This window comes from Streptomyces sp. NPDC046465, from assembly GCF_040646035.1.
In the GTDB taxonomy this organism is placed as follows: Bacteria; Actinomycetota; Actinomycetes; order Streptomycetales; family Streptomycetaceae; genus Streptomyces.
Map to the genome: position 1 here is coordinate 159,507 of NZ_JBEYZK010000010.1, position 15,205 is coordinate 174,711.

At 69.4% G+C, this 15,205-nt stretch carries 14 protein-coding genes and 1 riboswitch; of the genes, 10 read left to right on the forward strand and 4 right to left on the reverse strand.

Features of this window, described 5'->3' with window-relative positions:
- Nucleotides 1-81: 81 nt before the first annotated feature.
- On the forward strand, nucleotides 82-1,452 hold the full coding sequence (locus ABZ953_RS17475) for an FAD-linked oxidase C-terminal domain-containing protein (protein WP_361723925.1): 1,371 nt from the start codon (nucleotides 82-84) through the stop codon (nucleotides 1,450-1,452).
- Nucleotides 1,453-1,540: 88 nt separating this feature from the next.
- Here ABZ953_RS17475 and ABZ953_RS17480 read toward each other — a convergent pair whose 3' ends face one another.
- Nucleotides 1,541-2,020 (reverse strand): SsgA family sporulation/cell division regulator, encoded by a 480-nt coding sequence (locus ABZ953_RS17480; protein ID WP_361723928.1) that lies wholly within the window; start codon nucleotides 2,018-2,020, stop codon nucleotides 1,541-1,543.
- Between the two features lie 278 nt (nucleotides 2,021-2,298).
- Here ABZ953_RS17480 and ABZ953_RS17485 point away from each other — a divergent pair, with 278 nt between their 5' ends.
- On the forward strand, nucleotides 2,299-3,771 hold the full coding sequence (locus ABZ953_RS17485; RefSeq protein ID WP_361723930.1) for an RDD family protein: 1,473 nt from the start codon (nucleotides 2,299-2,301) through the stop codon (nucleotides 3,769-3,771).
- A gap of 66 nt (nucleotides 3,772-3,837) precedes the next feature.
- Nucleotides 3,838-4,524: an RDD family protein gene (locus tag ABZ953_RS17490; RefSeq protein WP_361723933.1), complete on the forward strand. Its 687-nt coding sequence runs from the start codon at nucleotides 3,838-3,840 to the stop codon at nucleotides 4,522-4,524.
- Nucleotides 4,525-4,613: 89 nt separating this feature from the next.
- On the opposite strand, the gene ABZ953_RS17495 is transcribed toward ABZ953_RS17490, so the two are convergent.
- On the reverse strand, nucleotides 4,614-4,934 hold the full coding sequence (locus ABZ953_RS17495; RefSeq protein ID WP_361723936.1) for a hypothetical protein: 321 nt from the start codon (nucleotides 4,932-4,934) through the stop codon (nucleotides 4,614-4,616).
- Between the two features lie 490 nt (nucleotides 4,935-5,424).
- Here ABZ953_RS17495 and ABZ953_RS17500 point away from each other — a divergent pair, with 490 nt between their 5' ends.
- Nucleotides 5,425-7,836 carry an immune inhibitor A domain-containing protein gene (locus ABZ953_RS17500; RefSeq protein ID WP_361723939.1) on the forward strand — a complete coding sequence of 804 codons (2,412 nt, stop codon included), beginning with the start codon at nucleotides 5,425-5,427 and terminating at the stop codon, nucleotides 7,834-7,836.
- A gap of 156 nt (nucleotides 7,837-7,992) precedes the next feature.
- The gene (locus ABZ953_RS17505; protein WP_361723942.1) at nucleotides 7,993-8,337 is read left to right on the forward strand and encodes a hypothetical protein; all 345 of its coding nucleotides are present in this window, start codon (nucleotides 7,993-7,995) and stop codon (nucleotides 8,335-8,337) included.
- 161 nt (nucleotides 8,338-8,498) lie between these two features.
- Here the strand turns inward: ABZ953_RS17505 and ABZ953_RS17510 are convergent, their stop codons facing one another.
- The gene (locus tag ABZ953_RS17510; RefSeq protein WP_361723945.1) at nucleotides 8,499-9,083 is read right to left on the reverse strand and encodes an isochorismatase family protein; all 585 of its coding nucleotides are present in this window, start codon (nucleotides 9,081-9,083) and stop codon (nucleotides 8,499-8,501) included.
- Nucleotides 9,084-9,231: 148 nt separating this feature from the next.
- Nucleotides 9,232-10,560, reverse strand: a complete 1,329-nt coding sequence (locus ABZ953_RS17515; RefSeq protein WP_361723948.1) for a nicotinate phosphoribosyltransferase — start codon at nucleotides 10,558-10,560, stop codon at nucleotides 9,232-9,234.
- 91 nt (nucleotides 10,561-10,651) lie between these two features.
- On the opposite strand from ABZ953_RS17515, the gene clpS reads away from it, so the two are divergent.
- The 5 genes from clpS to ABZ953_RS17540 all read left to right on the forward strand — a co-directional run bounded on the left by clpS (nucleotide 10,652) and on the right by ABZ953_RS17540 (nucleotide 15,145).
- Nucleotides 10,652-10,966: an ATP-dependent Clp protease adapter ClpS gene (clpS, locus tag ABZ953_RS17520; protein ID WP_361723951.1), complete on the forward strand. Its 315-nt coding sequence runs from the start codon at nucleotides 10,652-10,654 to the stop codon at nucleotides 10,964-10,966.
- An 11-nt stretch (nucleotides 10,967-10,977) separates the two neighbouring features.
- Complete coding sequence (locus ABZ953_RS17525) at nucleotides 10,978-11,580, forward strand: DUF2017 domain-containing protein (protein WP_361723953.1); 603 nt, start codon at nucleotides 10,978-10,980, stop codon at nucleotides 11,578-11,580.
- Between the two features lie 372 nt (nucleotides 11,581-11,952).
- The gene (locus tag ABZ953_RS17530; protein ID WP_361723956.1) at nucleotides 11,953-13,455 is read left to right on the forward strand and encodes an amino acid permease; all 1,503 of its coding nucleotides are present in this window, start codon (nucleotides 11,953-11,955) and stop codon (nucleotides 13,453-13,455) included.
- Nucleotides 13,456-13,569: 114 nt separating this feature from the next.
- The gene (locus ABZ953_RS17535; protein ID WP_361723959.1) at nucleotides 13,570-13,992 is read left to right on the forward strand and encodes a M67 family metallopeptidase; all 423 of its coding nucleotides are present in this window, start codon (nucleotides 13,570-13,572) and stop codon (nucleotides 13,990-13,992) included.
- A riboswitch (cobalamin riboswitch) is annotated at nucleotides 13,956-14,130 on the forward strand. (Overlaps the previous gene by 37 nt.)
- Before the next feature lie 43 nt (nucleotides 14,131-14,173).
- A complete protein-coding gene (locus ABZ953_RS17540) occupies nucleotides 14,174-15,145 on the forward strand; it encodes an ABC transporter substrate-binding protein (protein ID WP_361723962.1) in 972 nt (323 codons plus the stop codon).
- The last annotated feature ends 60 nt before the right edge of the window (nucleotides 15,146-15,205 follow it).

The window sequence follows — 15,205 nt, forward strand, 5'->3', positions numbered from 1 at the left end:
AATACGAAGAGCACATCCCGGCATGTGGAAGGGCGTCGCACACGGGTTCACACCGATGGCCCCGGGTGCAAGGCTGTGATCATGAGCCGCACCCTGATCGAACTCCTCCTGGAGGGTCTCCCGGCCGAGGCGGTCCTCGCCGACCCGGACGTCACCTCCGCGTACGCGCACGACATGGCGAGCTTCTGCGACGCGGGCGCACCGGCCGTGGTGGTCCTGCCGCGCACCGTCGAACAGGTCCAGCACGTCATGCGGACCGCCACCGAACTGCGCGTCCCGGTGGTTCCGCAGGGCGCCCGCACCGGCCTGTCCGGCGGCGCGAACGCGAGCGAGGGCTGCGTCGTCCTGTCCCTCGTGAAGATGGACCGCATCCTGGAGATCAGCCCCGTCGACCGCATCGCGGTCGTCGAACCGGGCGTCGTCAACGCCGCGCTCTCCCGCGCGGTCGGCGAACACGGCCTCTACTACCCGCCGGATCCCTCCAGTTGGGAGATGTGCACCATCGGCGGGAACATCGGCACCGCCGCCGGGGGCCTGTGCTGCGTGAAGTACGGGGTGACCGCCGAGTACGTCCTCGGCCTCGACGTCGTCCTCGCCGACGGGCGGCTCATGAGCACCGGACGCCGCACCGCCAAGGGTGTCGCGGGGTACGACCTCACCCGGCTCTTCGTCGGCTCCGAGGGCAGCCTCGGCATCGTCGTCCGCGCCGTCCTCGCGCTCAAGCCCGAGCCGCCCCGACAGCTGGTCCTCGCCGCCGAGTTCCCCTCGACGCAGGCCGCGTGTGACGCGGTCTGCAGGATCATGGAGGGCGGCCACGTCCCCTCGCTCCTCGAACTGATGGACCGTACGACGGTGAAGGCCGTCAACGACCTCGCGAACATGGGCCTGCCCGAGACCACGGAGGCGCTGCTGCTCGCCGCCTTCGACACCGCCGACCCCGTCTCCGACCTCGCCGCCGTCGGCGCGCTCTGCGAGGCCGCCGGGGCCACCGAGGTCGTCCCGGCCGAGGACGCCGCCGAGTCGGAACTCCTGCTCCAGGCGCGGCGGTTGTCGCTCAGCGCGCTCGAAGCCGTCAAGGGCAGCACGATGATCGACGACGTGTGCGTGCCACGCTCGAACCTCGCGGACATGCTCGACGGCGTCGAGCGCATCGCCGAGAAGTACGGCCTGACCATCGGGGTCTGCGCGCACGCGGGCGACGGCAATACGCATCCGACCGTCTGCTTCGACGCGGCAGACCCCGACGAGAGCAGGCGCGCCCGCGAGTCCTTCGACGAGATCATGGCGCTTGGTCTGGAGCTCGGCGGCACCATCACCGGCGAGCACGGCGTCGGAATCCTGAAGAAGGAGTGGCTGGCGCGCGAGCTCGGGCCGGTCGGCGTGGAGATGCAGCAGGCCATCAAGGCCGCCTTCGACCCGCACGCCCTCCTCAACCCGGGCAAGCTGTTCTGACGGTTCTGACTGTTATGGCTGGTCTGGCTGTTCTGACTGCTCTGGCTGTTCTGATCGCGCTCCGCGTTCGCCCCCGTGGCGGCGGAGCTCACTCACCGTCCTTGGACTCGTCCGAGGGCCACGGGTCGCGCAGCCACAGCTCGTCGGAGCGGCCCGAGGCGGGCGCGAGCAGCTCGGCGAGGCCGTCGTCGATACCGAGCCGCTCGGCCTCAGAACCCGGAGGGACCACCCGCAGCGTTCGCTCGAGCCACGCGGACACGGCGGCGGACGGCGCCTCAAGGAGGGCGTCGCCGTCCGGCGAGCTCAGCGCCATCAGGACGACGCTGCGGCCCTCCACCTTCGTCGGCCACACCCGCACGTCCCCGTGGCCGCACGGCCTGAACACCCCCTCCACCAGGAGCTCGCGGGCGAACGTCCAGTTCACGGGGTGCTCGGATCCGACGTGGAAGGCGATGTGGACGGCGTACGGATCGTCGGTGCGGTAGCTGAGGCGGGCCGGGACGGGGATGGCCCGTTCCGGCGAGAGGACGAGTTTGAGTTCGAGTTCTCGTTCCACCACGGAGTGCATGTCGATGCCCTTCCAATCCCTGTAGGGGCCCTGGGAGCGGACCCGTACGAGTGGAGAGCGCGAGATCCCCGCTCCATTACGCGGGTTCGGAAAACTTTTCTCCGGACGGCGTCCCCGAAGTGTCCGCACGGGGCGTGACGGGGCGTGGACGACGCGGGGGATGTGTGGGGACCGTGCCCGGAAAGTGGTCCGTAGGGCGGGACCCGCCCGGTGGGACACGGAGGTCTGATAGATGTGTAGGCCCCAGAAGACCCCCGAGCAGATACGGGACGACGGACATGAGCGCCCCAACTCCGGCCCCAGGCGACGACCGGCCGCGCGAAGGCTACTACCCCGACCCGTCCATTCCCGGATATGTCCGGTACTGGAACGGTGCCGCCTGGGTGCCCGGTACGAGTCGTCCCGCGCCGTCCGACGGCGAGCCGCTCCCGGCCCCGCCCGGCGCGGGCGCCGACCCGGGTGCCGACCCGGGGGCGTTGCCGCCCGCCGTGGAGGAGACGGGTCCGCACTTCTTCGACGAGGAACCGCAGGCAGACCCGACCGGCCACGCCGATCCGGCCGGTTACCCCGATCCGGCCGGGCAGCACGGCGCGCGGCCCGAGCCCGCATCCGCGTGGGGAGCCGACGCGGGACGGCAGGCCGGTCTCGGCGGCGAGCAGGAGCGGCAGGTGTCCTGGGGCCACCCGGGCCAACCGGGCCAGCCGGGCCACCCGGGCCAGCCCGATCCGCGCGTGCCCGGCGAGGCGGCACCCCGCACGGAAGCCCCCGATGGCCCCCGTACCCCCGAACCCCCGCACGACGAGAGCAACCCCGGCACGGTCACCATCCGCGCCGTCGAGCCGGGCTCGGCCAAGCCCGCCGCGGGCGAGGGCACGGTGACGTTCCGTCGGCCGACGGGGCCGGTGCGGCCCGCCGCCTCGCCCGGCACCGACGGCACCATGTCGATCCGCGCGATCCGCCCGAAGTCCGCGCAGCGCGGCGCCCGAACGGCTGCCGCCGCCGAACCCTCCGTACCGCAGCAGCAGCAGCAGCCGCAGCCCCAGCCGCAACCGCAGGCCCCGCAGCAGAGCGGCATCCCCGGCCCCGTCACCTCAGGACCCGGCGGCGGCTCGCCCTCCTGGGCCCAGCAGGTGCACCAGCTCGCCCAGCCCGCACCCGCACCCGCACCGGGACCTGCCGCCGTCCCGCAACAGGGCGAGGGAGAGCCCGTCCTGCCGTGGAAGCCGGTCGCCGAGGACCCGTTCGCCGCGCTCGTCCGGAACCAGGCCGCCGCCCGCCCCGCCGGACTCGGCAGGCGCTTGGCGGCCCGCCTCATCGACACCGTCGCCCTCGCCGCCGTCACCGGCGCCGTCGCGCTGCCGCTCGGCACCAAGGCCGCCGACCACGTCGACAGCAAGATCGACGCGGCGAAGCTCGCCGGTGAGAAGACCACGGTCTGGCTGCTCGACGGCACCACCGCCGGTTACCTCGGCATCATCCTCGCCGTCCTGCTGCTCTTCGGCGTCGTCTACGAAGCGCTGCCCACCGCCAAATGGGGCCGCACCCTCGGCAAGAAGGTGTGCGGCATCGAGGTGCGGGACATCGAGGAGCACGAGAGCCCGACGTTCGGGGCGGCGCTGCGGCGCTGGCTGGTGTACAGCGTGCCGGGGCTGCTGGTGATCGGGGTCGTGGGCGTGCTGTGGTGCGTGTTCGACCGGCCGTGGCGCCAGTGCTGGCACGACAAGGCGGCGGGCACCTTCGTCGCGGGATGACGGCCGGGTAACCCGGTCAGCCGCTCGCCGGATGCGGAGCGGGGGCCGTCGCGGTCGACTCGGGCCATGAGCACCGAACCGCCGCAATACCCGCCCCCGGACGACGACCCGTTCAAGAAACAGCCGCCGCAGCAGCCCCCGGAGGGTGGCGGCTCCCCGTACGACACCCCGCCACCGGGCGGTGGCGCGCCCTACGGGACGCCGCCGCCCGGGGGTGGCTCGCCTTACGGAACCCCGCCGCCGCCCTACGGCGGCGACCCGTACGGCGGTGGACCCGGTGGCCACAACGGGCAGGATCCCCTCGCCGGAATGCCCCCGCTCGCCGACAGCGGCAAGCGGGTGCTCGCCCGCATCATCGACATGGTCCTGGTGGGCATCGTCGTCGCACTGCTGTCGTGGGCGTTCGGGACCGCGGAGTACGACATCGACCCGGACAATGTGAACACGGGCAAGTCGTTCGGCCAGTCCCTGCTGGCCGCCGTGCTCTACATCGCGTACGACACCTTCATGGTCGCCAAGACCGGGCAGACGCTCGGCAAGAAGTGGCTGGGGCTGCGGGTCGCGAACCTCAACGACGGGGCCACGCCCAGCATGCAGACCGCGCTCGCCCGCGCGGCCGTGCTCTGGCTGCCGTTCGCGTTCTGCTGCGCCTGTATCTGGACAGCCATCTGCGGCGGCTGGAGCTTCTTCGACAAGCCCTACAAGCAGGGCCTGCACGACAAGGCGGCCAAAACGGTGGTGGTCAGCGTCTGATCCGTCTGAACCGTGCTGAACTCCCCGGTCACCCGGGGCAGGTGGCGCCCGGTTGCGGCGGCGGCACCCTCATCCGGCGGGCTCGTGACTCACGGGCCCGCTGGTTCGCGTACCGAGTCGGCGAGCACGGGGCGCGGCGAGGGGACGCGCGCCTCGGCACGGTCCTCGGCGCGGGCCTCGGCGTGGTCCTCCGTCGAGGCGGCCGCGGGCAGGGGGCGGGCGGCAGGCGCCGCGGGCTGTTTGGGCAACGGCACCGTCATGGCGACCAGTAAGCCGAGGCCGAGCGCGGCCAGGGCTATCACCGCGATGCCGACTCCCGTACCGGTCTGGGAGAGCAGCAGCATCGCGAGGGTCGAGAAGACGACGGTGACCGCACCGTAGGTGATCTGTGCGGTGGTCGGACGTGGCATGGGACGAGGCATGACGTGATCCGTCCTCGGCGTGATCCCCCCACGTCTTGTGGACCACGGGGGCGAATGCGGATGTGGGAAGGGCTTTGCGAATCAAAGGGGGCCCGACGGCGGCGACTTGGGATGTGTCGCCTCGCGCGGTGGCGCACCGTCGATTGACTCTATTCGGCACCATGCCCGACGGGAACGGTTGGTAAGCGTGACCTAACCCACGGTGCCGGAGCACAGGGGGCGCACGGGTTCATGACGTCCAGCAAGTGGACGGTGCGGCGCACCGATCGGCCCGGTCCGTGAGGGGGTGCTCCGTGTCCGGATAGCGGTGCCGGGCGTCTGCATAGTGCACTTGGCCTGTCCAAGTCAAGGTCTGTCTTTTCTCCTGTACTTCCGGTCGAATGTCGTCACTTGTGACGCGTACATCGCGCGCGGACCTCCTCCGACCGGGAATTTCGGTCCGCCACATTCGCGCGGGCGCGGGGGAGGACAGCATCAAGTGACAGTCAGAACACGGACGTTCAGAGCCACCGCGGTGGCCGTGGCGGTGGCCGCGGCCGCCGCGACGTACTCGGCCACGACGGCTTCGGCCGAGGACGGCGCCTCGGGCGGGGCACCGTCCATCGACCGGCAGGACCCGTCGAGGCCCAAGGCGCAGGTCGACCACGACCTGGACGGTCCGTTCAGCAAGCAGCAGGCCCAGCAGCGCAAGGCTGCCCTGCAGCAGGTCATCGCCGGTGACGCCAAGATCCAGAAGAAGGGCGGCTCCCAGGTCGTCAAGCTCGACGACAAGAAGTACGTCGAGCTCGGCCGGGAGAAGACCGACAAGATCTTCACGATCCTGGTGGAGTTCGGGAACAAGGTCGACGACACGACCATGTACGACCCGGACGGCCCGGAGGGCCCCGAGCAGCCGGTCAAGAAGTACGGCGGCAAGCCGGGCCCGATGCACAACAAGATAGCCAAGCCGGATCGTGCCAAGGACAACAGCACGGCCTGGCAGAAGGACTACAGCAAGAAGCACTTCCAGGACCTGTACTTCGGCAAGGGCAAGGACGCCAAGGGCAAGGCGAAGCACTCGCTGAAGACCTACTACGAGAAGACCTCCTCGGGCCGGTACTCGGTCGACGGCGAGGTCTCCGACTGGGTCAAGGTCGACTACAACGAGGCCCGCTACGGCTCGAATTACTGCGGCGACACCAACTGCCCGAACGTCTGGGACGCGGTCAAGGACGGCGTGACCGCCTGGGCCAAGGACCAGAAGGCCAAGGGCCGCACGGACGCGCAGGTCAAGGCGGACCTGGCCAAGTACGACCTCTGGGACCGCAACGACTTCGACGGTGACGGCGACTTCAACGAGCCCGACGGGTACATCGACCACTTCCAGCTCGTGCACGCGGGCGAGGACGAGTCGGCCGGCGGCGGCGCCGAGGGCACCAACGCCCTGTGGGCGCACCGCTGGTACGCGTACGGCAACGACGCGGGCAAGACCGGCCCCGCCAACAACAAGGCGGGCGGCACCCAGATCGGCGACACGGGCATCTGGGTCGGCGACTACACGATGCAGCCGGAGAACGGCGGCCTCGGCGTCTTCGCCCACGAGTACGGCCACGACCTGGGCCTGCCCGACCTGTACGACACCACGGGCAAGGGCGACAACTCCGTCGGCTTCTGGTCGCTGATGTCGGCCGGTTCCTGGCTCGGCACCGGCAAGGAAGCCATCGGCGACATGCCGGGCGACATGACCGCCTGGGACAAGTTCCAGCTGGGCTGGCTCGACTACGCCAAGGCCAAGGCCGCGACGACGTCCGAGCACAAGCTGGGCGTCTCGGAGTACAACACCCGGCACCGCCAGGCGCTCGTCGTCGACCTGCCGAAGAAGGCCGTCACCACCACCGTCGCCAAGCCCGCCGAGGGCTCCAAGCAGTGGTGGAGCGACCAGGGCGACAACCTCAAGAACACCCTGACGCGCTCCGTCGACCTGACCGGCAAGTCCAAGGCCGAGCTCACGCTGCAGGGTTGGTGGGACATCGAGGCCAACTACGACTACCTCTACACCGAGGTCTCGACGGACAACGGCGCCAACTGGACGCCGGTGGACGGCACCGCGGACGGCAAGCCGATCACTCGTGACGCCGGCGACAAGCCCGCGTTGACCGGCGCCTCGGCCAAGTACCAGAAGCTGGCCTTCCCGCTCGACGCCTACGCGGGCAAGAAGATCGACGTCCGCTTCCGCTACGCCACGGACGGCGGCGCGGGCGGCAAGGGCTTCGCGGCCGACGCGCTCGCGGTCACCGCGGACGGCACCAAGCTGTTCGAGGACGGCGCCGAGGGCGACGACAACGGCTGGACGGCGAAGGGCTTTTCGCGCATCGGCGAGTCCTTCACCAAGAAGTACGACCAGTACTACCTCGCCGAGAACCGTCAGTACGTGTCGTACGACAAGACCCTCAAGGTCGGCCCGTACAACTTCGGTTCGAAGGTCCGCCCCGGCTGGGTCGAGCACTACCCGTACCAGACCGGCCTGATGGTCTGGCAGTGGGACACCTCGCAGAAGGACAACAACACGAGCGCCCACCCCGGCTCGGGTCTGATCCTGCCGGTCGACGCCCACGCGAAGCCGCTGAAGTGGAAGGACGGCACGGTCCTGCGCAACAAGATCCAGCCGTTCGACGCGCCCTTCAGCACGTACGCGACGGACAAGTTCACGCTCCACAACGCGGACGTCGCGCTGAAGATCAAGTCCCAGAAGGGCGTCCCGGTCTTCGACGACCACAAGGGCACCTACTGGTACAAGGAAAACCCCACCGGAAGTGTGAAGGTCACTGACACCAACACTCAGATCAAGATCATCAAGCAGCCGAAGGATGGCTCGACGATCACGGTCCAGGTGGGTCCCTCGAAGAAGTAATTAGCGTTTCCGCAGGTCAAGCCATGATCGGCCGTCGCCCTCTAGCGGGCGGCGGCCGATCGTGTTTAGGTGCGTGCTGTGGCTTTCTTATTGACGCGGGGTCCGGCCAAGACCAGTCCGGGCACCGTGCGACGTCTCACGGGGGTGTGACCCAGCATGTCCGCAGGAGGTTTCTGCAAGCTGCCGAACGGCAGTGTGGTGGTGGCGCTGACCCTGCCGAGCCCGTCGCCGGGCGGCGGCACGGTCAGGATGATCGTGCACGCCGTGAACCGGGCGAGGGCCCTGACGCGGCTGCGCAATCTGGGCATGCGCGCGGTGTACCTGCGGGGCAACGCGGAGCCCCCGACCCCGGACGAGGTCACGGCGGTGCTGCACCATCCGGACGGCCTGATATGGCGCACGGCGCCGGACGACGTCCTTGAGCTGTGGCATCCGATCAGGGCGCTGCGGAGACAGGGCCGGGGCGCGGCTCGCTCCAGCGGGTCAGGGGTGCGGTTCTGAGGCTGCGGGGCCGTTGTTGTCTGCGGGCGCGTCGTGGCTTGTCGCGCAGTTCCCCGCGCCCCTGAGTGGTCCTCCTTGCCGCCCGGCCGAAGGTGCTGTCAAGGGCGCGGGGAACTGCGCGACCAGCCCCCACCGGCCCGCAGGTCACAGCGTCCCGCAGGTCACACGACCGGCTTGCCCGTGAGCTCCACCCCGGCCGAGCGCAGCTCAGTGAGCGCCGCCTCCGTGGTCGCCCCACCGACCCCCGCGGTCAGATCGAGCAGCACCGTCGTCCCGAACCCCTCCCGCACGGCGTCAAGCGCCGTGGCGCGAACGCAGTGATCCGTGGCGATGCCCACCACGTCGACCTCGGTGATGTCCCGCTCCCGCAGCCACTCCGCCAAGGAGACCCCGTTCTCGTCGGCGCCCTCGAAGCCGCTGTACGCCGCCGAGTACGCCCCCTTGGAGAACACCGCGTCGATCCCGCCGGAGGCGACCGCGGGGGCGAAGTTCGGGTGGAAGCCGATGCCCTCCGTACCGGCCACACAGTGCGGCGGCCAGGAGTCCACGTAGTCGGGGTGGTCGGAGAAGTGGGCGCCGGGGTCGATGTGGTGGTCGCGGGTGGCCACGACGTGGCGGTAGCCCGCGGGGGCCTGGCCGATCAGCTCGGTGATTCCGGCGGCCACGTCCGCGCCACCGGCCACCGCGAGGCTGCCGCCTTCGCAGAAGTCGTTCTGCACGTCTACGACGATCAGTGCGCGGCGCATGAGAGGTGTCCTTCGGCTCGGCAGGGCGGGGGCAGCGGGGACTCGGCCGGATGAACCGAGCGTAGAGACTTGACGGCCGTTGCGGGAGGGGGCACCTGCCGGGCGGCCGGTGCGGGCCCCGCTCCCGACCGGGTTCAAGGACAGGCTCTCAGACGTACTCCGTGGGGATGACCGCCTCGCCGCGCGACAGCTGCGTCGCCGAGAGGGGCAGCCCGGCACGCGCCGCGGCGTGCCGGTCGCGGACGGTGTCCAGCGGCTCGCGGGCGACCACCTCGCCGCCCTTGACGAGCTCGACCAGGAGCTGGCGGTCGGCGAGCGCCGTCGGCACGGGCCCGGTGCCGACGACCTCGGCCTCGGCCACCCCGTACGCGTCGGTCCTGCGGGCCGCCCACTTGCGGCCGCCCAGCGAGGACTTGGCGCCGAGCGACTTCTTCGCGACCGGCTCCAACGGGGCCTTCGGGTCCGCGGAGTGGGCGCGGGCCACCAGTTTGTAGACCATCGAGCAGGTGGGGTGCCCGGAGCCGGTGACGAGCTGGGTGCCCACGCCGTACGCGTCCACGGGCGACGCCGCGAGCGAGGCGATGGCGTACTCGTCGAGGTCGGAGGTGACCACGATCTTGGTCTTGGTCGCGCCGAGCTCGTCCAGCTGCTGACGCACCCGGTGGGCGACGAGCAGCAGGTCGCCGGAGTCGATGCGGACGGCGCCGAGCTCGGGCCCGGCGACCTCGACGGCGGTACGGACCGCCTCGGTCACGTCGTAGGTGTCCACGAGCAGTGTGGTGCCGCGGCCGAGCGAGTCGACCTGGGCCTGGAAGGCGTCGCGTTCGTTGTCGTGCAGCAGGGTGAAGGCGTGGGCGCTGGTGCCGACGGTCGGGATGTCGTAGCGGAATCCGGCGGCCAGGTCGGAGGTGGTCGCGAAGCCGCCGACGTACGCGGCGCGGGACGCGGCCACGGCGGCCAGCTCGTGGGTGCGGCGGGCGCCCATCTCGATCAGCGGGCGGTCACCGGCGGCGGAGGACATCCGCGATGCGGCGGCCGCGATGGCCGAGTCGTGGTTGAGGATGGAGAGGATCACGGTCTCCAGGAGCACGCACTCCGCGAAGGAGCCCTCGACGCGCAGGATGGGGGAGCCGGGGAAGTAGACCTCGCCCTCGGGGTAGCCCCAGATGTCGCCGCTGAAGCGGTATGCGGCCAGCCATTCGAGGGTCGCCTCGTCGACGATGCCGCGCTCGCGCAGGAAGCCGAGGACGTCGGCGTCGAAGCGGAAGTTCTCCACGGCGTCCAGGACCCGCCCCGTACCGGCCACCACGCCGTAGCGCCGGCCCTCGGGGAGCCTGCGGGTGAAGACCTCGAAGACCGAACGCCGGTCGCCGGTGCCCGCCTTCAGCGCGGCCTGCAACATCGTCAGCTCGTACTGGTCCGTGAAGAGCGCTGTCGACGGAACATCCACCGGCAGGCCAAGGTCCGCTGTGTTCATATGAAGGATGCTACCCCCTATCTCGTCACTCTGACGATTTCGCGAGGCGCGCGGGAGGCCATTTGTGCGGGGGCCCTTCCGGGGTGGCAGCATGGGGCGAGTGAGTACCGCTCCCGCAGAGATCACCCGCCCGGAATCGGCCGAAGAGGCGCTCGTCGTCCCCGAACCGGACGTCCCCTGGATCACGCTCGTGCACAACGACCCGGTCAATCTGATGAGTTATGTGACGTATGTGTTCCAGAGCTACTTCGGGTACTCGAAGGAGAAGGCCACGAAGCTGATGATGGACGTCCATCAGAAGGGCCGCGCGGTCGTCTCCAACGGCAGCCGCGAAGAGATGGAGCGCGACGTGCAGGCCATGCACGGGTACGGGCTGTGGGCCACCCTTCAGCAGGACCGGAAGTAGCGACGCATCTGATGCCAGGACAATTCGAAGCGATCCCCGGGGGCGGCGCCGCCGTCGCACTCGACGAGGTCGAGATCTCGATCATCCGTTCCCTCGCCGTGCAGCTCCTGGAGCTGATCGGCCCCGGGCCGGGCGGCGAGGTCTCCGACGACCCGCTCGCGGAGCTTTTCGCCGAGGGGCCCAGTGAGCCGCCCGCCGATCCGGTGATGAAGCGCCTGCTGCCCGACGCCTACGGCGGCCCGGGGAGCGAGCAGGGGCCGGGCGACCCCGAAGAGACGCGGGCGTATTCGGCGGAATTCCGGCGCTTCACGGAGAACGACCTGCGGGCCAAGAAGCGTGACGACGCGCTGGTCGTGATCCGTTCGCTGGACGCGATGGCGGCGTCGGGCGACGGCGGAGCTGTCCTGAAACTGTCGGTCGAGGAGTCCCAGCAGTGGCTGGCGGCCCTCAATGACCTGCGGCTCGCGATCGGCACGCGCCTGGAGGTCAGCGACGAGGACGACGCCGATCTGCTCTACCGCCTCCCCGACTCCGACCCCCGCAAGCCAATGGTGATGGCCTACCTCTGGCTGGGCGGACTACAGGAAACGCTGGTCGGGACGTTGCTGGACTGATTCCGGGCAAGAATCGGTGCAGACGGCAGCGAAGTTTGATGTAGTAGACAGGTTCCGTTCGCCGAATGGGCCGTTCGCTCAGCGGATGCTCAAATCCGGATAACGATCGCGTCAAGGCGTTGCCTGCTTTTGCGGTGTCAAGGGCGCTTTGTCCGCTTCTTCCTGTGGTCTGCACCACAGGTGGCTCATTCCCTCACTGTTGCCACCGTGATAAATCTTCACGACCGCTCGGTGACGCCACCCATGTCGCCGAGGGCGCTTCAGCCGGCAGACCGCCGGTAGCACTCCATCCATATCCGGGGGGATCAGGACCTGGTCCGCAGCCACAACGCAGATGTGCGGGCGCGGATCAGCATGGAGAAAGGCGTCACCATGACCTCAGTGCAGGTCGAAGAGCACCACGGCGAGCACGGCGGCAATGGGGTCGTCCAGGGCTCGTCCGGCGAGGGCGAGGGGTACCAGCGCGGGCTCGGGGCCCGGCAGATCCAGATGATCGCGATCGGCGGTGCCATCGGCACCGGCCTGTTCCTCGGCGCGGGCAAGGCCATTCACAAGGCCGGTCCCAGCCTCATCCTGGCGTACGCCATCGCGGGCCTCGTCATCTTCTTCATCATGCGGGCGCTCGGCGAGCTCCTCATGTACCGGCCCGTGTCCGGCTCCTTCTCGGAGTACGCACGCGAGTTCATGGGCCCCTTCTTCGGGTTCGTGACCGGCTGGACGTACTGGCTCTTCTGGGTCGTCACCGGCATCACGGAAGTGACCGCGGCCGCCCAGTACATGCAGTACTGGACACACGACTCATTCCCACAATGGGCCTACGCGCTGGTCTTCACGGTCATCCTGTACGGCGCGAACCTCATCTCCGTGAAGCTCTTCGGTGAGCTGGAGTTCTGGTTCTCGATGGTCAAGGTCACCGCCATCATCGGCATGATCCTGATCTGCGTCGGCATCCTCACCATCGGCTTCTCCGACGCCGGTGACACCGCGTCCATGACCCACCTGTGGGACGAGGGCGGGTTCTTCCCCAACGGCATCGGCTCCACGCTGATGACCCTGCAGATCGTGATGTTCGCCTTCCTCGCCGTCGAGCTCGTCGGCGTCACCGCGGGCGAGTCCAAGGACCCGAAGACCGTCCTGCCCAAGGCCATCAACACCGTGCCGTGGCGCATCGCCGTCTTCTACGTCGGCGCGCTCATCATGATCCTGTCGGTCGTCCCGTGGACCTCGTTCAAGCCGGGTGTCTCGCCGTTCGTGAAGGCCTTCGAGGAGATGGGTCTCGGCGTCGGCGCCGCCATCGTGAACTTCGTGGTCCTCACCGCCGCACTCTCCTCCTGCAACTCCGGTATGTACTCCACCGGCCGCATGCTGCGTGACCTGGCGCTCAACGGCCAGGGCCCGAAGTTCTTCACCAAGCTCACGAAGAACGGCCTGCCCCTGACCGGCACCACCGTCTCGGCCGCGTTCATGCTGGTCGGCGTCTGGATCAACTACCAGTGGCCGGGCGAGGCGTTCAACTACGTCGTCTCCTTCGCGACCATCTCCGGCATGTGGGCCTGGATCATGATCCTGTGCTGCCAGATCCGCTACCGCCGCAAGGCCGACCGCGGCGAGCTGCCGCAGTCCACCTTCCGGGCGCCGGGAGCCCCGTACACCAGCTGGTTCGCCCTGCTCTTCATCGGCATGGTCATCGTGATGATGGGCGTCGACAAGGACGCGCGGATCTCGCTGTACGCCGCTCCGGTCTGGGCCGCGATCCTCACGATCTCCTACCTGATCCTCAAGAGCCGCAACCCGCAGGCCGCGGCGTTCACCAAGCGCAAGACCGCTGTCGACGGCTCCGTCACCTCCGACAGCACTCCGGTCGAGAAGGACTGACACCGGCTCTGTTCTGCCTTCGGACACCGGCTCTTCCCTGCGCCGTGTCCAGCATTCGGGCCCGCCCGTACCACACTTCGGTACGGTGCGGGCCCTCTGCTTATCCTGACTCCCATGCTGACCCTCACCCAGGCCCTCCACGACCAGATCGTCGCGCACGCGCGCCAGGACCACCCCGACGAGGCCTGCGGTGTGGTCGCGGGCCCGGCGGGCACCGGCCGCCCCGAGCGCTTCATCCCGATGCTGAACGCGGCCCGCTCGCCCACGTTCTACGAGTTCGACTCGGGCGACCTCCTCAAGCTCTACCGCGAGATGGACGACCGCGACGAGGAACCGGTGATCGTCTACCACTCGCACACCGCGACCGAGGCCTACCCCTCGCGCACCGACATCACCTACGCCAACGAGCCCGGCGCACACTACGTCCTGGTCTCCACGGCGGACACCGACGACGCGGGCCCCTTCCAGTTCCGCTCCTATCGGATCGTGGACGGCACGGTCACCGAGGAAGAGGTGCAGGTCGTCGAGGCATACTGACCTTCGACCTTGAGGCGGCAGGAACCAGGAAGCCGGTGCGAAACCGGCACGGTCCCGCCACTGTGACCCCGTCCCCTCCCGGCAAGCACCGGCCGGGGGCGGGGGAGTCAGGAACTGACCTGCCGCCTTGCTCCACGCAACGCAGGGGACGCGGAAATCCCCTGGAGGAGGCAGTTTCATCATGTCCCGCCGTCACACCGGCATACGCGCGCTCGCCGCGACCGCCCTGCTCGTCCCGCTCGCCGCGTGCTCCTCCTCCGGTTCGGACGGTGACACGAAGCCCGCCGCCAAGACCGCCGGATTCCCGTACACCGTCACCAACTGCGGCGTGAAGACGACGTACGACGCACCCCCGAAGCGCGCCGTCACCATGAACCAGCACGCCACCGAAGTGATGCTGGCCCTCGGCCTCAAGGAGCACATCGCCGGGACCGCCTACCTCGACGACAAGGTCCTGCCCGAGTACGAGAAGGCGTACGAGTCGATCCCGGTGCTCGCCAAGGAGTACCCCTCCTACGAGAAAGTGCTCGCCGCCGACCCCGACTACGTGTACGGCGGCTACGCGAGCGCCTTCCTCGCCGGGGACGGCCGCAGCCGCTCCGCCCTCGCCAAGTCCGGCATCGAAAGCCGCCTCAACGTCGAGGGCTGCGCACAGCACCCCGTCTCCATGGACGACGTCTACCGCGAGGTCCGCGAGGTCGGCGCCACGTTCGGCGTGCGGGCCCGCGCCGACAAGTGGGTCAGCGGCGCCCGCCGCGAACTGGCCGCCACCGCCGCCAAGTCCAAGGGCAAGAAGACCCGCTCCGTCTTCGTCTACGACAGCGGCGACAAGACCGCGTTCACTGCGGGCGGCCGCGGCATCAACAACGACATCATCGAACGGGCGGGCGGCCACAACGTCTTCGCCGACGTGAACAAGTCCTTCAGCGACGCGTCCTGGGAAAAGGTCGTCGAGCGCAAGCCCGAGACCATCCTCATCCTCGACTACGGCGCCACCACCCTCGCCCAGAAAAAGAAGCGCCTCCTGGACGACCCGGCCCTCCAGGACGTCCCCGCCATCAAGAACAAGAGCTTCGCGGTCCTGCCGCTCTCGGACGTGGTAACCGGCGTACGAGCACCGGAGGCGGTGAGGAAACTGGCGGCACAGCTGTGAGGTCCTTTCAGCCCGTCCGGCGTTTGAGGACGAGCCCGCAGGGCGATAGACGGGACGCAC